Genomic DNA, 17,666 nt, shown 5'->3' on the forward strand with positions numbered 1-17,666 from the left:
AGGAGGTGCCAATGCTTCAATCCAAATTCAAAAGCTATGACGAGCTGCCACTGTTCCTTAACGCGCGAACAGTGGCACAGGTTTTAGGCATATCTCAAGCGGGAGCCTACGAGTTGCTGCATCAGGAGGGCTTCCCGGTTCTTAAAATCGGCTCCCGCTTGGTGGTGCCCAAAGAGAAATTCCTCTCGTGGATCGAGAGCCGGACAGGGGGCAATACGCTATAAGTTATTTCACTTCGCCAGAGGCAGAGCGGCCTGCAAACTTTTTTCCTCTGCCAAATGCAATCTTTCATATTGGACTGTCCACAGGTGCAATTGCAGTCTACAGCTACCTCATGTACTGCGAGGACAGGAAGTCGCACCAGTGCTGGCCCAGTTACAAGGTCATCGGCAAGGCCGTAGGGATGAGCGAGAATACTGTGAGGAAATATGTGCATGAGCTTTGGTACAAGGAGTTGATTCAAATCGAACCGTCAAAACATGAATTAGGTGGACAAATCCGTAACGGGAATTTGCAATACAAGATTCTCCCCATTCAGCGGGCGATAGACAACTACAACGAGGGCCAGCTGTGGAAGTGAGCAGGAGCCGTTTGTGGCCCCTGTGAGGGCCGTGTCAGGCGATTTGGGCCGGGGTCGAGGAAGTTGAGCGGCAACCAGCCCAAAACGCCATTCTGGGGCATTTGTGGCGATTTGTAAGGGCGGTATCCGCAGTGGATGGAATCGCCCTAAATATGCAAAGGGTTGCAAGTTTATCCGGCAAAACAGGGCGCAGAAAACGGTCAAAAAGACAAGCAGGTTAAAGCGCGGGGTCTACCGCGCAGGTGACATCGTCCGGCAGAGCCGGTCGTTGGGGAAAAATCAGGTATTACCGGCCTCTGAAATCAGGGGTCGGTCGGAAAGGAGAGCTTTTGAGCGAGAAAAAGCAAAAATATGCGTACTGGATGCGGCCTTCAATGGTAGCAGAGATAGAGACAATGCTACCCGCAGCGAATGCCACCTCGAAGGGGGACTTCGTCTGCAAGGCAGTTGAGTTCTATATTGGCTACCTCCGGCAGCAGAAAAACATCAACTACTTGGCCCCTGCGTTGGCGGGAACCATCAAGAGCGAGGTGGATTCCCTAAGCAAAAACGTATGCGAAATGATCTTCAAGTTGGCGGTAGAGGTGGGCTTAAGCAGCAGCATCACGGCGGCGCTTAACGATGTTTCAGATTTGTCACTGGCAGCTTTGCGCCGCAACATCGCACGGGAAATCGGAGAAACAAATGGGCTTTTATCTTTTGAGGACGCCAACGAATGGCAAAACGGCGGTGATTGAATATAGCGAAAATTATTGTCACAAGCAGGTATATACGGAACACGCCAAAGCGTTCGGCTAAGAATTTAGTGAAATACATGGGCACTCGCGAGGGTGTAGAGAAGGTGGCTCTGGGTTTTGACAACGCCCCTGTCACTGTTCGCCAGCAGAGATTGGTGCAGGACATCATCAAGTTTGACTCATCAGCAAAAGACTATAGCGAGTACCATGACTACGAGAATTCCCCCACAAAGAGCAACGCCAGCGAGTTTATAGACGCCTTCATTGAGGGCAACGCCGACCGAATTGGCGAGTTGGATAAGCTGGTCAGCTACATGGCAGAGCGTCCTGGCGTGGAGAAGTTCGGTACGCATGGGCTATTCAGCCAGACCGATGACAAGATAGATTTGGACTTGGCTGCCGAGGAAGTGGGCCAGCACAAGGGTATCATCTGGACGCACGTCATCAGCTTGCACCGCGAAGATGCAGAGCGGTTGGGCTATAACAAGGCCGAGGCGTGGCGAGAATTGGTAAGGCGTAACGTTACTGAGCTGGCGGAAGCCCAGAAAATCGACCTCACCAACCTCCAATGGTATGGAGCATTTCATAACACTACGCACCACCCGCATATGCACTTGCTGGTCTATTCCAGAGACGCAAAGCAGGGCTGGCTGACGAAAAAGGGGATTGACGAGCTGCGAAGCGCGCTGGGCAATGATATCTTTCGGCTGGAGCAGTACAAGCTGTTCTCGATGGAAACAGATCTCCGTGACCGGCTGAAGAAGGAGAGCAAGCTGGAAATTGAGAAACTGCTTGCAAAAATCCGCGAATCGTATACACCTACTTCTGAAATAGAAATGCTGTTTTTGAAACTGGCTTCGCAGCTAAAGACCTGCAAGGGCCGTAAGCAGTACGGCTATTTGCCAAAAGAGGTTAAGGATACTGTCAACAAAATCGTAGTAGAGCTCGCAAAGGACAAAGGTATTGCAAGGCTCAATTCTGAGTGGAACAAGATAAGCAGAGGAAAATTATCACTCTATTTTGAGAAGAAAGGGCCAGACATCGCTCTGGAGGATAACCCGGAATTTCGTAGCATCAAGAACATAATCGTCAGAAGTGCAGCGCTGACCACAGGCCTCGCACCGCAAGTCTCTCCTCGAGAAAGCGACATTGTGCCCATTATAAAACGCTTTGCAGTTGCTCTCTGCCAAATGATTTCACAGAGCTACTCCCAAAAGCTAGATCAGCTCAACAGTCAAATCGACAGCAAGCTGCGATTAAAAATCGAACAGAAGAAGGCCGCCCAGGGCTTGAAAACAAACCACTCTATTCGGCCGCATAGTGATGAGGAAGAGCAGGATATCAGGATGTAAAGGCTCAGAATTTGCGCCGCTAAACAAAGAATACGGAAAAATTCTCTGGACATAGGCACGCACTATGTGGTAGTGTTGGTAGTCAGAAAGGGGGCCAGTATATGGCAAAACGCAGAGCAAATGGTGAGGGCAATATACGCAAGCGCAAGGACGGTCGCTGGGAGGGCCGCTACACGGCTGGACGTGACCCTGAGTCTGGCAAGGCAATTTACAAGAATGTGCTTGGTAAGACGCAGGCAGAGGTCAAAGCGAAACTCGCCAGGGCCATTGAGGACAGCAAAGGCTTGGATATCGTCAAAGCTGGTCAGTACACAGTTGGCCAGTGGATGGACGTGTGGTTTGAGAACTATGCCAAAATTAAGGTGCGCCCATCGTCGCATAAAACATATAAAGGTTATATCGAAAATCATATTAAGCCAAGCATCGGTAAGATACCGCTCAGTAAGCTGACTACGCTGGAAGTCCAGACACTCTATAGAAAGTTGCTCACTAGCGGTAGGGTAGAACGGACAGAGTCCAAGAATAAGCCCGAGGGTCTGAGCGCCAAAACGGTGCGCAATATAAATCAAGTGATTTCTTCTGCAATGGAGTTGGCAAAAAGTCAGAAGCTAATTTCTACAAATCCAACAGCTGGTTGCGCCCTACCAAAGGTTGAACATCAGGAGATGAAAACATTGACCGCTGACCAGTTGGCCGCCTTCTTCCGTGAGGCTAAGAACAGCGGCGTGTTCGAGATGTACTACCTGGAGTTGGCAACAGGGCTGCGCAGGGGAGAGCTACTAGGGCTGAAGTGGGATGACATCGACTTGGATGCAGGCACTATCCAAGTGAAACGGCAGGTAGCCAGGATTGATGGGGAAGTGGTAGAAGCCCCATTAAAGACAAAGAATTCCTACCGAACCCTGTCTATTGGGACAGATGCGGTAGAAATTCTTATAGAGCAGAGGAACAAAGTGGCTGGTGAGTATGTCTTCCCCTCGCCCAACGACGGGCCGATTTCTCCGGACAGCGTCCTGCATATGCTACATCGGGTACTTGAAAGGGCGGGGTTACCCAAGATACGGTTCCACGATTTGAGGCACCCGTATGTCAAGCCCACGACAAAAAAATTACAACTTTTTTTGAGGATTTCCGGGCAGCCGCATAGCTGCCCGTAGCTACTTAATACGGTATTCATGGCTCACGCCTCCTTTCCTGGTTCGCTTATTCCTAAGAAATCCTGTGTCACATATTCAATCTCGATCCGGTCTCCCGGAAAGATATAGACCTTACTGATAAGCCTGTCAATCAGGGCTTGCGTCAGTGTGTCGGCGCTGCCTACTTCCTGAACGATCTCACGCTGTTTCAGCTTTGCTTCATAATCGCTCTGTATCTGCCTGGTCTGTGCGGTAATGGCGGCATGGACATTCCTTGCCTGCACCAGATCCGCATCATATACCGCCTTGCGCTCCTGGTAGGTTTCCAGGTCAACCTCTCCAAGTGCATACTGTTCATAAAGCTGCCGTTTGCTGTCCTGGATAGAGCGCAGCTTATCTTCATGCTCGGCCTGCTGGATCGTCTGCAAATTCAGCTTATCCTTGCTGCTGTCAATCCCCAGCGCCGGACACATCTGTGCCCGGATTGTTTCAAGGACCGCCTGCTCCAGATCAGCCATTTTCACCCTTACCCCATGGCAGGGAAGGGTTTCTGCCACTTCGGAGTGACGGCAGTAAAACCACGTTCCATTTCTAAGTGACATAGCATGGTCGCAACAGCCGCAGAATACTTTCCCGCGGAGAAGGTAGTCGCGCCGTTTTTTATTCGGAAGGGAGAAACGCCTGATCGAAGCGTTGGCTTTCTCAAACAGCTCCATGCTTACGATTGCCGGGTGGTGGTCCGGTATTTTGAACCATTCGCTTTCATCCTTTAGCTTCATGCGGCGGCTGCCGATTTCCTGTACCTTACGCTTGCCGATCACATAAGTGCCGATATACCGCTGATCCTCCAGCATCCGCAGGACTGTTGAGCTACTCCAGACGCCGTGTGTCCTGGACACATTATAGTGGTCTTTCCCTTTATCCCTCCGGTATTCCCCAGGGGTGGGGATATTCATGGCATACAGTTTCCGCGTGATCCCGGCGGCCGTATTGCCGTCAGCCGCCCATTCAAATATCTGCCGGACAATCCCTGCGACATCCCCGTCCGGCTCCATGCGCCCGTCTGCGCTCTTGCGGTAGCCATAGGGACAGATGACGCTCTGGTATTCGCCCCGGCGCATCTTTGCGTATTTGGCGCTTTTCGTTTTCATGGACATATCCCGGCTGTAACATTCGCTGATAAGATACTTAAAGGCAACGTCAATCCCTCCGGTATCTCCTTTGAAATTGGCGGTGTCAAAATCATCACTGACCGAGATAAACCGGGTATGGTAGAGCGGGAACACCCGCTCAATGAAATAGCCGGTCTCAATGCTGTTACGGCCAAACCGGGAGAGGTCTTTTACGATGATACAGTCGATCTTCCCGGCCTGGACCATCGTCAAAAGCTCCTGTACCGCAGGGCGCTCAAAATTCGTACCCGTATGGCCGTTATCAACAAATTCCAGCACTTCGCCGTTATCCCATTCCGGCAGCGACATGGCCTTTTCCCGGAGGATCAGCTTTTGGTTGGGAATACTCAAACTCTCGGTCTTAAAGTCCTCCACGGACAGACGGATATAAAGGGCGATCACATATTTTTTGTGCATGGTTCCACCGCCTTTCCCTGGAATTCACTCTTGAAGCGGAAAGTTACATGGATATTCCGCTCATGGTCGATTTCGATCCGCTCAATCAGCCGGTCAATCAGTTCTGCCGTAAGCGCATGGTCTTGTGTCAGCGATTTCGCATCCTTTTCCATTGCCCGGTAGCGCACAAGCCGGCTGTCCAGGGCGTCCATATCTTTTTCAAGCGCCTCAATCTCGCCGGACAGTGTACGGATGGATTCCTCATAATCCGCTTTCAGCTCAAAGTATTCCTCGTTTGTTAAGATACCCTGGACGAAGTTCTCATACAGTCCGCGGATCAGCCGGCGTTTCTTTTCGGTTTCCTGCCGCCTGGCCGACATCTGGGTTTTCAGCCTGTCTTTGTCCTTTTTCTGTTTTGCCTCCAGCTGAAAGAGGGGGAGGGACATTCCCAGGGCAACAGACAGCTCTTTTTCCAGAATAGCTGTGACCGTGGCGATAAGCTCCGTTTCCTGCATCATCACGCCTTTACAGCTATCCTTTGCCACACGGCTGTTGGTGAGGCAGTGGAACCAGTAAACATCCGGCCCTTTCTTGCGCTCGGCGCGCTGCCGGTGGAGGCTCCTGCCGCAGTCGGCACAGAACACCTTCCCCTTGAAGATGTTTGGGGTGTAGGGCCGCTTTGGGACCGCCCGGCTTTCCTCACAGATTTGTTTCCGGTATTCCTGCACCGCTGTAAAGAGCTCATAACTGATGATTGGTTCATGGGTGCGTCTTGCAATAATCAGGTTGTCCTCCCCGGCCTTAACCTGCTGATGGTCCACGATCTTTGTCTTTCCCTGCACCAGATCGCCGGTGTAGACCTCGCTTTCCAGAATCTTCATTACGGTGCGTGTCTGCCATTTCCCGCTCCCGATCAGGCCAGGGCTGGTGATCTCCCCGGTGGATTTTTTGTAATGGCTGGGCGCTGTGATTCCCATTTCATTCAGGTTGCGGACGATACGGTTCAGCGCCACATGCCCATGCGCCCACTCAAAAATCTGCCTTACGACAGGGGCGGTATCTTCATCGATCAGCAGTTTATGGCAGTTGTCCGGGTCTTTGCGGTAGCCGTAGGGCGCCCGTGCGCCGATATAATCGCCGTCTTTCATGGCCTGCCTTGCCTGGGCCTTGATCTTCCTGCCAATGTCCAATGCGTAAGCCTCGTTTATCATATTTTTCAGGGGAAGCATAATACCGCTGTGGAGGCTGCCGGGGTCTGCCGTGTCAAACTGGTCCGTGACCGCAATAAAACGGACGTTGTGGGTATGGAAATACTGTTCGATATAATAACCGGTATCAATGGAATTCCGTCCCAACCGGGAGAGGTCCTTGACAATCACACAGTCAATATGGCCCGCCTCGATATCAGAAAGCATCTGCTGGAAACCGGGGCGGTGGAAGTTTGTACCCGTCGCCCCATTGTCGATATAGGTATCATAGACAACGAAATCCGGTTTGTCCGCAAGGAAATCATTCAGCACCAGCTTTTGGTTTTCTACGGAGCAGCCCCGCTTTTTATTATCCTCCACAGAAAGACGGATATAGAGCGCCACATACACATATAAGGACGGGGCCGGCATGGGAGCCGCCGTCTGTTTCCTGCTCTTTCTTGCCATTTAGCCCACCTTCCTTTCTTTGCCCTGTACGGCAATCTGTTCCGCCAGGGAGACCGCCTTCTGGTATTCATCCTGGTAATTAAATTCAATGTGCAGCTCGTCTTTCCCCATTACCCGTATGCTGCGGATAAGCTGCATGACCGCCCTCCGGTCAATTTCCTCCATCGTGGAGAATTGCATAAAGTGGTTGATCCAGCGGTTCCGCTCGCTGCGGTTCTCCAGTACGTCCGTCAGCTTTTCGTTCCACTCGGCAACCGCTTTCTGCAGCAGTTCAATATCCGCATTGTATTTCCGCTTATAGGAGAGGAATTCTTCTTTGGTGAGAATCCCGCTCACCAGGTTTTCATAGAGTTTTGCCTTGAAACCCTCAACCTGCGCCATACGTTTCTCATTTGCTTTGATCTGCCCGGCGTATTCCAGGGCCAGTTCCCGGTTGATCCGCTCCTGGCTGATACTGGACAGCAGCGCATCCAGGGAAGCCACATTTTCAATATGCCCTTTCAGGCTGCCCTGCACGCACTCGATCAGGTCGGACTCTTTCAGCATGACGGAAGATTTACACCCGTTCTTTTTGCCGGTAGGACAATAATAGTAGTGGTATTCCTTATCCTTATAGCGGTTGGTCTTGCGTGTCATACGGCAGCCGCAGCAGCCACAGATTAAAATGCCGGAGAACAGGTAGACTTTATCCGATTTTGGGGAGGTTCTGGTATCAATCCTGCGGAGGCGCTGTACCAGGTCAAAATCATGTTTCTGGATGATCGCCTCATGGGTACCCTCTACACGGACCCATTCAGAGGAAGGTCTGTCCTCACGCTCTTTCAGCTTGAAGTGGGGCGTGGTCTGTTTTCCCTGCACCAGCGTTCCGGTATAGGTTTCATCCTGCAAAATGCGAATGATCGTTGTGGCAGACCATTTACAATCTTTACGGTCCGTATAGCCGCCTTTGGCGTGGGGCATCCCATTGTTGCGCTTATAAGCCAACGGTGAGAGAATGCCCATGCGGTTCAGCTCGTCCGCAATATGGGAAGCACTGAACCCCTCCAGCCGCTTTCTGAAAATATCCCGCACTACATTGGCAGCGTACCCGTCAACCTCCAGGCTCTTGTGTTTGTCGCCAGCTTTGATATAGCCGTAGATGGTAAAGGCTCCTACAAAATCCCCGCTGCGCCGCTTTACTTCCAGGGCGCTCCGGGTCTTAACAGAAATGTCCCGGCTGTATGCCTCGTTCATAATGTTTTTTACCGATACGGTAAGGTCATCGGCGGCATCATTCTCCGTGTCCACGTTATCATTGATGGCGATAAAGCGGACGCCGTAGGCCGGAAATACCCGGCGCATATAGCGTCCGGTCTCTATGTACTCACGCCCCAGGCGGGAGAGGTCCTTGACGATCACACAGTTGGCCTCGCCCTGCTCGATCATCCGCATCATTTCCTGGAATGCCGGGCGGTCAAAGAGAACCCCGCTGTAACCGTCGTCAATCTTTTCTGCCACGACTTCAATCTCCGGGTGCCGGGCAATGTAATCATCGATCAGCCGCCGTTGGTTGGCAACGCTGTCGCTTTCCACCGTCTTATCATCGGTATAAGAAAGACGGATGTACTTAATGGCTTTATAAACCTGCATAAAAAAACACTCCTTTCGTTGCGCAGAAAAATCCCCGCAATCCAAGAAGTGTGGCTGTGCCGTATTCAATTCCTTTTCCAGTTCTTATTGTACCACGCCCCTGCGGGAAAGTCAGCCCTTTTCCTAAAATAATCCGGCTCACCGTAAGATTCCCTTGATACATTCTTCCAGGGTGGCGCCGCCTGCGGCAAAGCTGGCCTGTACGGTGAACCGCCCGCATTTGAAGCGGTAAGGGTCTTTGATCTGCCGTACAAATTCGGCGATCCGTTCCTCACGGGAAAGCTCCTTATCAACGGCAACCTCCCGGATGTCCACCAGTGCGCCGGTTCTGCCGGCAACAACCGTATTTTCCATAATACCAACTCCTTCCTGAAAATTTCTGGCTATCGAAACCACATGAATAAGTCGGGCCTGCGCTCATACACTCACAGACCCGGCCCATTGTATCTGATTTCGATCAGCTGCCGTATTTGCCACGCCCCCCGGCAGGCCCTGAACGAACAGGGCAGGGCTGTTACAGGCTGCGGATAGCGTTGCCGCATCATAGCCCCGCATACGCCGCCGCTTTGCCAGAGCAGGCGCACGCCGCAGGAACTCTCCCCAAGTCTTTAGGGAGCCGTGAGGAAGTACCATTATGATCTGTGCCGTTGTCGCGTCCGGCCTGCCACAGCCGGTTTCGTGGGTTGCGTTTACCGCTCGGACAGCCTGGATTCATCACCTCCTTAGGCCGCCTGTCACCGCGCCGCCCCATCTGCCGCTCGGAACACAGAATGAAGTACCTGTAACAGCGTGTATTCGGTTGTCAAGGAGCAAGCGAGGGGCGTGGCAGTTATGACAGTTTTTCAGTTGGGGCGGGCCGGAGCATATGCTGTACGGCCACACCCGCCAGGCTTGTCCTGCCGGATAAATATGTCCCTCTATTATTCATTTCATTTTTGAGGGTTATTTTCGGGGGCAGGATTAAATTTCTTCCAGAATTTTTTTCAGGCGTCGGAGCCCGCGCTGGATTCCTTCATGCACGGAGCTTACCGCCGAGTGTTCGCTTTTGGCAATTTCCGAAAGGCTCATGCCAAGCAGATAGTGCGAGCATATCCGGTTTCGCTGCTTTTCAGGCAACAGGGAAATAGCCCGGTAGAGCCTCGCATGTTCTTCCTCCTGGACCAAGACATCTTCCGGTGCCAGCATAATCACAAGGGCGTCCCGTTCAACATTCTTGTCATAGTCCAGAGAAAAATATGCCTTATGCCGATATGTACGCAGGAAATGGGCCGCCTCGCTTAATTTATATTCCCGGAGCAGGTCGGCCACCTCGTCCGGCACTTCAACAACAGTATCTTTCGTATAAAACGGGTAATAGTCCCGCAAGTTAATTTCTTTCATGGGTAATTCCTCCAATTTCGATTTCTTTAGTTGATAGGCAAAATCGAAATCAGAAGGTGGAGAGCGACACCCCGGACTATCACCTGCAACAGAGGCAGCAGGAAAGTTTGTCTGTTTTGTAGATAAGAAAAGAGCGCGTACCCGTTTTGTTACAGGCGCGCGCTTAATGGAACATTTTGCTGATTGCTGGGAGAAAAAATAAAAATATGTCGATACAAAAAGTGCCGCAGCTTTTTGAACTGCGGCACTAAAATATATTTGGCTATTTTTTTGTCGTTTCCTGTGAAAATATAGGACTTTTCTAATGTGCATGTCTGCCCCCATATCTGGGGGAGTATAAATGGATTTGTCACTATACTTTGATATATCCCCCAACCTGTTACATGGGGGATATTATACAGGGGCATATTCGCTTTTTATCGCCAGCCTTTCCCGGTAATGTCCTAAAAATGCCCTAAATTTATCTGTCATATTCCAGCATCGAATTTATAACCGACGCCTCGCACACTGATAACATATTCAGGTGCTTCAGGTGCAATTTGAAGTTTCTGGCGAAGGCGGCTCAACAGATTATGGATTGTTTTTGGTGTAACGTCAATATATTCTTCGCCCCAAACATGGTAAGCTATAGTCTCAAAGGTCAATACCCGTTTCTTGTTGACAATCAGTAAGTGGAGTGCATCGAATTCTTTAGCTGTTAATTCTATCTCCTGACTGCCGACACACACCGTTCTTTCTTCCAGGCAAAAATACAGATCACCTTCCCGGATTTCCAATAATGGTTGAACTGAACCATTCTGGAAACCGTGACATTTAGAAACAGTACATAGGAAAATATCGGGAAAATCACTCAGATTTTCTCTATTAAGAATATACTGCAATAAATCTTTCTGCTGCTCTGTATCAAGCAAAGCAAACAATTTTTCTCCAATTTGTCTGCCGGATTCAGATATATCCAATACGGCTAATTTCCCATGTCACCACCTCCTTCAAATCAACTTTATTTCAAGATTTTTACCATTATTTTGAATCTTCAACAAAATACATAATTCTCCGTATCAGCTCCGGAATATTGACCGGGGACATGAAATAGTCATTGATACCCTCATGCCGGTATTCATATTCCGTGGCAGGGTCGCTGTTCTCGGTAAGGATAAAGAACGGCAGAAGCCGGACAGGGGGATTCTTCATTTGGAACATCCCTGCCACCCGTCGCAGCGTATGAAACAGCTCCATTGCTGTGCCGTCCGGCAGTTCCAGATCGCACAAGATCAGTTCTATTTCTTCATCCTCAAAAATCCGACACTTGGCGTCTGCTATCGAGGAAACCAGAATCAGGTCAAGGCCCTTTTGCAGCATAGCAGCCCGCAGCACTCCGGCGCTGGTATCTTCCGCATGGACAAAGAGCAGCTTATGAAAAGTTGAATCTGGTTCGCCGGATAACTGCCGGTAGGCGTATTCCACCAGCTTATCTTGCAGCAGCAGTCCTTTCATTTTGTCCATGCACAGCGTCGCGCCCCGGCGCATAGCCTCTTGTTCGTAGTCGTCCTTGTCATGGCAGGACGCCAGAATAAAAGGCAGCTCCTTATCTGCGGCCCGCACCTCGTTCAGAAAGTCCATGCCGGAACCATCCGGCAGATCGAGATTACAGCAGACCACCAGCGGCATTTCCTCTTGGATGGCGGCCCGCGCTTCTTTCAGTGTACAAGCCGTTTTCACCGGGTAGCCCCGGTGCTGTAAGTATTTTTGCAGACACCATGTATAGGTGTCGCTGTCGTCGATCAGCAGTATCTTTTTCATGTGTCCTCACCCCCAATATTGATTTACTACAAGCATAAACTACAAATGTTACACAAATGTCCGAGGTGTCTTTGATTTCGACAGAAAAACAGGCTGAATTGTTACAAAGCTCGGACATTTCAAAATATTTTGTCAAGGGATAGCAAAAATCAGTGGAGCAGCTAATGAACCGCTCCACTGATTTTCCCAAACGTCCAATTTAACGCTTTTTTAGTTCGGCAATAGCACCATAATGTAAAATATCAAATTCATTAGGCGCAATATGTTCAAGGAGTGTTCTATGTTCTTGTTCCCACATAGAAATTTCTTTTTCGGTAAGCGAAGCACCAATTCCACGACACGCTTTCATTCTTCCATTCCAGCTTTCATGGGTGAATGGTATTCTTACAGTAAATTCTTCGTGATGTACAAGTTCAAAGTTTTCTTTATAGCAATCGGGTATGTCTATTTGATGTATCGTTTCTCCTGCACCACTCCAGTTAGGACTATATTTTAACACAAGTTTTTCACTTGCTCCCGCAATTTTATCCTCAAATGGAAGCCATGCCATATATAAAACAAGAATCTTTCCCTCTTTTTTAAGCATACGATAAAACTTAGGCATAACAATTTTATGGTTAAAATACCAAAAACATTGACAGGCTGTGATTACATCAAAAGAATTATCTGAAAAACTTATATCTTCTGTTGGCACAACGTAATAATCTATATCCATATCTTTTGAAAGGATTTTGGCTTGTTCAATTTGATTTCCTGAAATATCGGTAGCCCTCCACTTCGCCCCATACTGGTACATATTTCTGGGAAGCACCCCTGTCCCTGTTCCAACATCAAGGATAGATTGTCCGTCTATACATAATTTGCGGTCAACAATTTTTTGATAAAATTCTTTTGGATAAATATCACGGAACTTTGCATAATCTAAAGAGGTTTTCCCCCAATCAAAAGGTTTTCCGTTATCTATATCTCTATCAGTTATCTTCATACTATGCCTCCATAAATTTCTTTTGCCCGACAAACCGGAAGTTATCGCTTCCTGATAATCCAATCGTCATCTTGGTTTTTTCTCTCTGCATAGTAACCGCAAGGCATATCCTTTAAGGTACTGACAGAGTTATCTAAATCAAAAACCCATTTTAAAGATACTAACTTTGCTTCATCCGTTTCATGTGTTTCTCCGCATAGAAATTGCCACATTCCGTCATCTTCATCATGTGATACATATAGAATAGGTGCCTGACTCTCCAATATATGGCAACAGATAATCGTAGCAGTATCGGGTGAATCATAAAAAGGAAATTCCATGTCTGTTACTCCTTTCAAATTTCGATTTATAGTATTCGTTCCTATTTCTCAAAAACTACAAAAGCACATTCGTAAGGATGGGCGCAATACACACTTTCTTGCTTATCAGTTCTGTTAATTTTCTTTTATCGTTATCCATAGATAATTTGTATAAATTTTATATCTATTTTTAGATTATCCACATAAATACTATGTTTTCAAGTATTTTGAAGTATAGAAAATCATTCATTTTACCACGAATTTACCACGATTGATTGAGCCTTGATATGACAATAAAATAGCGCTAAAAAGACACCCTTAACTTAAGCGGTGTCTTTTTATGTACGGATATGAAATTGTCAAACTGAGATTTGTACTTCTGAACAGCTTGGATTTATCTATTTCACGATAAATCTATAAATTGCATAGGCAACCCATATAATCCAAGAAAAAAACCACAAATCAAAGAGAATACTTATTGTTAAATAAACGATAGCAACAGCGATTGCTATTATCCAATTTTTCTTTTTAGTATATTCCATAATCAACCACCTCCACAACTGCAAATCTATCCCAGTTATATAAACTGGGATTTGTCAATGAATCACCTCATAGCGTAATCTAAGATACGAGTTCTCCAAAACTACACATTCTTGCAACTTCACAACACCCAATTTTGATAATTCGCATTCTTCTGTCAAAGACTTTCCATCAATTAGAGTAGAAGTATCCTTGCCGCCAATCAAAACAGGTGCAATAATAATATCTACATAATCAAACAGCTTTTCACGAAGAAATAAGTTATTCAATGTTCCTCCAGTCTGGATTGTTATTCTCTCACAACCATATTCCGATTTAAGTTTTATAAGTGCATCTTTTAAGGATAATTCATTTTGGTATATGATATGAAGATTTTCATCCTCTACGTTAAAGGCAGGATGTCTTGTATTCGTCGTAATCAGCACAAACTCTTTTGATAAAGCACAAAAATAGCGAATACCATTTTCATTCAAATGTTTATTATCAATTACAACAAAGGAAACCGGTGTTTTCCTTGGTATTTTCTTTTTATTTACTCCCATTTTTTCTTGCACTCTACCCGAGTTGAAAGACCACAAATCTGTTGTCTGCTCTATTTCGTAATATTGGTGTAATCCCTCATTAACGCCTTTAATTTTAGGAAAATCCTTATCTACATCCAAATCATCTGTTGCACCAGTACTTATTTTCCCATCAACAGACATTAGCATAAACAATGTTGTAATAGGTCTATCCATTTTATCTTTCCTCCACAAATTCCAATTCGCTTTCTTCATATCCATATTATAACAGTTCCATATATCCGCCACAACAAAAATCAGCATACCCTTTGATATTTTTCTGCCTTGAAAATGCACACTTCTTTCTTCCTCTTGATTACCCAACACAGAAAAGAAAAAAGGCTACTCGTCCTCATTATCAAAATGATTATTCCTTAATACTTCCCGTAACAGTTCCATATCTTCTTTTGAATTGGGGTTTATCATTTTTACAACCTGATAAGGCGTACCGTACTTGTGTCCGTCTGTGCTTTCCCCAAACATATCCATGCTGTATAAATCATCATAGCGGTTTAATATTTTCTGAAATTTCAAGTGCTGGATAAATTCCTTGATAGGGTAAAGGTCGGACGCTTGTATCTCCGTTCCGTTGATATAGTCTGTGATGTATTTCCGCAACTGTTCCAGCTCATACTCCAGCCATTCTTCTTCGCTGTCAAAGAAGTTATCATAGTGTCCATGTTTCAACTCTGCATTTAGGCGTTCTTCCGTCCTTAAAAACTGGCAGACTTCCTTTTCGGCTTGATTAACATACTTCCATTTTCCCGACAATAATTCATTGGGCGTTACTCCCAGCACGTCCATTATCTTTTCCAGCGTATCAAAGGTAGGATAGTTTACCCCTCTTTCAATCTTGGAAAGGCTCTGCATATTGATACCGATTTTGTCCGCAAACTCCTGCTGTTTCATTTTCCTGTGTTTTCTTATGGTCTGTATGTTCTCTCCTAAGAAAATCATTTTCTTTATATAACCCTCCATAACTTAGTATAACCGCTCCTTTCGTTGCTTTTCTTTCTGTTTATAAGCCTATCATACTTATTTATCGTAAATTTTATACGCTTATTCCATTGCCCTGATTTGCTCAACAAGAGATTGCTTTTTCAGATTTCCAGTTGTGTAAGAAATCAAGGTAAACTGCACAATCAGCAGGATTGCTAAATATATCAATACGATCAGCCACGGAAATGAATAATAAAAGTATGGATTCATCATTTTCACAACTACCTGTACGGATAGGAAGCCCAATCCAGTTCCCAAAACCACTGTTACAAGCGTAGCAAAAACGGAATAAATCAATCCCTCATAACACAGCATTTTGATCAGTTGCTTTTTACTCAAACCAATTGCCTGTAACATTCCAATTTCCTGCCTGCGGGACAGAAAGTTTGTGATTGTCGTATTGACAAGGTTGATTAAAGAAAAGCACACAACAATAACAGCCACGATCAACAATACCCCGAAAGAAAGTTGTTGAAGTCCGCTATAATAAGAGATACTTTCTTTTATGGTTTCCATAACCAAATCGCTATTTCCGTCTATCAGTTGATTTAATGCAGCTTCAACCGTATCAAATTTTTCCATATCGGTAATTACGGAAATCGTACCTGTGCAATCTATCCCGGTCGCTTCATTCATAAGCTGCTCTGGAAGCGCAAAGCATTTTGAAAAGCCGGAGTAAGAATATTCGTTTACAATGCCCATGACGGTATAGGTCTTTGTGCGAATTTGGCCGGATTTGGTTTTATAGTCCACTTCGACGGTATCACCCAACGCAGCCTCAATATCATAGAGATCGGCACGCTCTTGAAGCAAGACAATTCCATTGCCTGCCACCAGTTCATCATAATCAATGGTGCCTGCAATTCGTTCTTCCTCTAAATTCTGCTGCTCATCCCGGCAAAAGCCCTGAATCCATTTTCCAGAATTACCATTTACAAGATATTCTGCGTCTGTGTAATACCAGCGCTTGATTCCTGTAACCCCATCAATAGATTCTACTGCATTTACAAAATCGGCATTTAGAAAATTCTTTTGCTGCAATCCAGACAAAGAAATACCGGCGGTGTCCCACGATTGATTTGCGTTGAGCTGGATGTTAAATTCACCGACAGGGAACGCCCTGCCTCTTGCCTCTGCAACGCCATCATAGGAAACTAACATTGTCGAAATCAATACAACCAATACTCCGCCGAGTGAAAGAGAAAGTATTGTTAAAGTGGACTTTGCCTTTTGTCTGGACAGATTCATTTTAGCAAGTGAAGCAGGCGTTATTTTACGGTGCAACACGGAACTTTCTTTCATTTTTCCTTGATAATCGGAATATCGCAATGCTTCCAGCGGAGATACTGCCGCAGCTCTTTTTACAGGAGTATGAATAGCAATCATCACAATAATAAATGCAAAAAGGCCAACCCCGGCCGTCACACATAAAGTAGTCAGCCAGTACCAACCGGCAGGAATCAGGAAGTACCCAATCACATTTCCAATAACCAGACCAATCGGGATAGCAATGGCAGCAAGTAATTTTCCCTCGCGGTAAACCATCTTTTTGATCTGTCGTTTTGTAGTTCCGATTGTGCGAAGCTGTCCATAGTTACGGATACTGCTTGCTACTGAAATATAAAAAATCGAATAGATCACAATGCCGGAACCAATGAAAGTTACAAAACCGATCAAGAAATAGAACAGCATATCGCTTCCGTGATTTTCGTCCTTTAAGTTAAAATATGTGGAACGGACAATCACACTATCATCGGAAATTTTTAATTGCTGCGCCAGAGTGTTTGCATAGTTGGTGGCTTCTTCCTCGCTCATATTTTGAGCGCCTTTCAGCCCAATGTAATAATCAATCATGCCCTCGTCGCCATACTGCTGTCTTACTAATTCTTTCGATATAATGGCTGTATAGCGCCCAATATCGCCGGTTTTCACATCTAAGATTCCCGTCAATTTGAAATCATGGGTAGTCCCGTCAGAAAAGGGAATTTGAATTGTCTGTCCCAATTCATTTGAATAGCCCAAACTATCCAAAAAGGATTCCTGCACTACAATTTCATTCTCCGAAGCTGGTAAATCTCCCGAATAGGGCATACTTTGGGATTTTAGCATATCTGCATTTGCATAAGTAAAATTCACGGTTGAATGGTTTACCTGTTCAGAAAATGCGTTAAAAAATTCCCCAACCCACGCAATTTCTTCTTGCTTGTATAGTTCTTGTCCCTGTTGTTCAGAAATCGCATGGTACATAATCTGTGCTGTTTTTTGGTTGCGGTTCTGCGTTTCCTGCATAACTCCAAAGCCATAGAGGACAATGGCAGATAGCAATGCGCTGGCAAGTGCAATCGTCAAAACAATAAAGATATTTCTTTTTCGATTTGCCGAGATACTGCGATTTGATATGCGCTTTACTATGCCACTGGTGTCATTTTCAAAAGGCCATGTCATA

Annotated in this window: 18 protein-coding genes; 5 read left to right on the plus strand and 13 right to left on the minus strand. The window is 46.4% G+C overall.

Annotated features, from left to right (window positions below; all coding sequences use genetic code 11):
- Window positions 1–11 precede the first annotated feature (11 nt).
- The 5 genes from VSQ30_RS13610 (at window position 12) to VSQ30_RS13630 (ending at window position 3,826) form a co-directional block, all read left to right on the plus strand.
- Entirely contained in the window at window positions 12–224 is a 213-nt protein-coding gene (locus tag VSQ30_RS13610) for a helix-turn-helix domain-containing protein (protein WP_334464629.1), read from the plus strand.
- Complete coding sequence (locus tag VSQ30_RS13615; RefSeq protein WP_334464631.1) at window positions 188–580, plus strand: helix-turn-helix domain-containing protein; 393 nt, start codon at window positions 188–190, stop codon at window positions 578–580. The genes VSQ30_RS13610 and VSQ30_RS13615 overlap by 37 nt, the downstream gene beginning before the upstream one ends.
- A 329-nt stretch (window positions 581–909) precedes the next feature.
- Entirely contained in the window at window positions 910–1,317 is a 408-nt protein-coding gene (locus VSQ30_RS13620) for a hypothetical protein (protein ID WP_334464632.1), read from the plus strand.
- The gene (mobP3, locus tag VSQ30_RS13625) at window positions 1,314–2,669 is read left to right on the plus strand and encodes a MobP3 family relaxase (protein WP_334464633.1); all 1,356 of its coding nucleotides are present in this window, start codon (window positions 1,314–1,316) and stop codon (window positions 2,667–2,669) included. Before VSQ30_RS13620 ends, mobP3 begins: the two co-directional genes overlap by 4 nt.
- A 101-nt stretch (window positions 2,670–2,770) precedes the next feature.
- Entirely contained in the window at window positions 2,771–3,826 is a 1,056-nt protein-coding gene (locus tag VSQ30_RS13630) for a tyrosine-type recombinase/integrase (protein ID WP_334464634.1), read from the plus strand.
- Between the two features lie 23 nt (window positions 3,827–3,849).
- On the opposite strand, the gene VSQ30_RS13635 is transcribed toward VSQ30_RS13630, so the two are convergent.
- The 13 genes from VSQ30_RS13635 to VSQ30_RS13695 form a co-directional block, all read right to left on the minus strand.
- Window positions 3,850–5,394, minus strand: a complete 1,545-nt coding sequence (locus VSQ30_RS13635) for a recombinase family protein (protein WP_135975181.1) — start codon at window positions 5,392–5,394, stop codon at window positions 3,850–3,852.
- Window positions 5,376–7,028, minus strand: coding sequence for a recombinase family protein (locus VSQ30_RS13640; RefSeq protein ID WP_135975183.1), 1,653 nt, complete (start codon window positions 7,026–7,028; stop codon window positions 5,376–5,378). The genes VSQ30_RS13635 and VSQ30_RS13640 overlap by 19 nt, the downstream gene beginning before the upstream one ends.
- Window positions 7,029–8,657: a recombinase family protein gene (locus tag VSQ30_RS13645; RefSeq protein ID WP_135975185.1), complete on the minus strand. Its 1,629-nt coding sequence runs from the start codon at window positions 8,655–8,657 to the stop codon at window positions 7,029–7,031.
- 138 nt (window positions 8,658–8,795) lie between these two features.
- Window positions 8,796–9,011 (minus strand): DUF6870 family protein, encoded by a 216-nt coding sequence (locus VSQ30_RS13650; protein ID WP_004083374.1) that lies wholly within the window; start codon window positions 9,009–9,011, stop codon window positions 8,796–8,798.
- A 606-nt stretch (window positions 9,012–9,617) separates the two neighbouring features.
- A complete protein-coding gene (locus VSQ30_RS13655) occupies window positions 9,618–10,349 on the minus strand; it encodes a sigma-70 family RNA polymerase sigma factor (RefSeq protein ID WP_334464635.1) in 732 nt (243 codons plus the stop codon).
- A gap of 155 nt (window positions 10,350–10,504) precedes the next feature.
- Window positions 10,505–10,996: a winged helix-turn-helix domain-containing protein gene (locus tag VSQ30_RS13660; RefSeq protein ID WP_022745526.1), complete on the minus strand. Its 492-nt coding sequence runs from the start codon at window positions 10,994–10,996 to the stop codon at window positions 10,505–10,507.
- A gap of 61 nt (window positions 10,997–11,057) precedes the next feature.
- A complete protein-coding gene (locus VSQ30_RS13665) occupies window positions 11,058–11,837 on the minus strand; it encodes a response regulator (protein ID WP_016222142.1) in 780 nt (259 codons plus the stop codon).
- Between the two features lie 199 nt (window positions 11,838–12,036).
- Window positions 12,037–12,822 (minus strand): class I SAM-dependent methyltransferase, encoded by a 786-nt coding sequence (locus VSQ30_RS13670; RefSeq protein WP_135975188.1) that lies wholly within the window; start codon window positions 12,820–12,822, stop codon window positions 12,037–12,039.
- Window positions 12,823–12,863: 41 nt separating this feature from the next.
- A complete protein-coding gene (locus tag VSQ30_RS13675) occupies window positions 12,864–13,142 on the minus strand; it encodes a hypothetical protein (protein WP_135975190.1) in 279 nt (92 codons plus the stop codon).
- A gap of 377 nt (window positions 13,143–13,519) precedes the next feature.
- Window positions 13,520–13,663, minus strand: a complete 144-nt coding sequence (locus VSQ30_RS13680; RefSeq protein WP_008687245.1) for a WxxxWxxW domain-containing protein — start codon at window positions 13,661–13,663, stop codon at window positions 13,520–13,522.
- Between the two features lie 54 nt (window positions 13,664–13,717).
- On the minus strand, window positions 13,718–14,518 hold the full coding sequence (locus VSQ30_RS13685; RefSeq protein WP_017144665.1) for a dihydrofolate reductase family protein: 801 nt from the start codon (window positions 14,516–14,518) through the stop codon (window positions 13,718–13,720).
- A gap of 45 nt (window positions 14,519–14,563) precedes the next feature.
- Window positions 14,564–15,178, minus strand: coding sequence for a helix-turn-helix domain-containing protein (locus tag VSQ30_RS13690; protein ID WP_442907046.1), 615 nt, complete (start codon window positions 15,176–15,178; stop codon window positions 14,564–14,566).
- A gap of 102 nt (window positions 15,179–15,280) precedes the next feature.
- Window positions 15,281–17,665: an ABC transporter permease gene (locus tag VSQ30_RS13695; protein ID WP_135975194.1), complete on the minus strand. Its 2,385-nt coding sequence runs from the start codon at window positions 17,663–17,665 to the stop codon at window positions 15,281–15,283.
- Window position 17,666: the final 1 nt, after the last annotated feature.

The sequence above is a fragment of the Acutalibacter sp. JLR.KK004 genome, assembly GCF_036941085.1.
In the GTDB taxonomy this organism is placed as follows: Bacteria; Bacillota; Clostridia; order Oscillospirales; family Acutalibacteraceae; genus Acutalibacter.

What these genes read in the sequence shown, in the direction of transcription:
- VSQ30_RS13610 (WP_334464629.1), top strand. Translation starts at nt 12, where the DNA reads ATGCTTCAATCCAAATTCAAAAGCTATGACGAGCTGCCACTGTTCCTT.
- VSQ30_RS13630 (WP_334464634.1), top strand. Translation starts at nt 2,771, where the DNA reads ATGGCAAAACGCAGAGCAAATGGTGAGGGCAATATACGCAAGCGCAAG.
- VSQ30_RS13635 (WP_135975181.1), bottom strand. Translation starts at nt 5,394, where the DNA reads ATGCACAAAAAATATGTGATCGCCCTTTATATCCGTCTGTCCGTGGAG.
- VSQ30_RS13640 (WP_135975183.1), bottom strand. Translation starts at nt 7,028, where the DNA reads ATGGCAAGAAAGAGCAGGAAACAGACGGCGGCTCCCATGCCGGCCCCG.
- VSQ30_RS13645 (WP_135975185.1), bottom strand. Translation starts at nt 8,657, where the DNA reads ATGCAGGTTTATAAAGCCATTAAGTACATCCGTCTTTCTTATACCGAT.
- VSQ30_RS13650 (WP_004083374.1), bottom strand. Translation starts at nt 9,011, where the DNA reads ATGGAAAATACGGTTGTTGCCGGCAGAACCGGCGCACTGGTGGACATC.
- VSQ30_RS13655 (WP_334464635.1), bottom strand. Translation starts at nt 10,349, where the DNA reads ATGCACATTAGAAAAGTCCTATATTTTCACAGGAAACGACAAAAAAAT.
- VSQ30_RS13665 (WP_016222142.1), bottom strand. Translation starts at nt 11,837, where the DNA reads ATGAAAAAGATACTGCTGATCGACGACAGCGACACCTATACATGGTGT.
- VSQ30_RS13670 (WP_135975188.1), bottom strand. Translation starts at nt 12,822, where the DNA reads ATGAAGATAACTGATAGAGATATAGATAACGGAAAACCTTTTGATTGG.
- VSQ30_RS13675 (WP_135975190.1), bottom strand. Translation starts at nt 13,142, where the DNA reads ATGGAATTTCCTTTTTATGATTCACCCGATACTGCTACGATTATCTGT.
- VSQ30_RS13680 (WP_008687245.1), bottom strand. Translation starts at nt 13,663, where the DNA reads ATGGAATATACTAAAAAGAAAAATTGGATAATAGCAATCGCTGTTGCT.
- VSQ30_RS13690 (WP_442907046.1), bottom strand. Translation starts at nt 15,178, where the DNA reads ATGATTTTCTTAGGAGAGAACATACAGACCATAAGAAAACACAGGAAA.
- VSQ30_RS13695 (WP_135975194.1), bottom strand. Translation starts at nt 17,665, where the DNA reads ATGACATGGCCTTTTGAAAATGACACCAGTGGCATAGTAAAGCGCATA.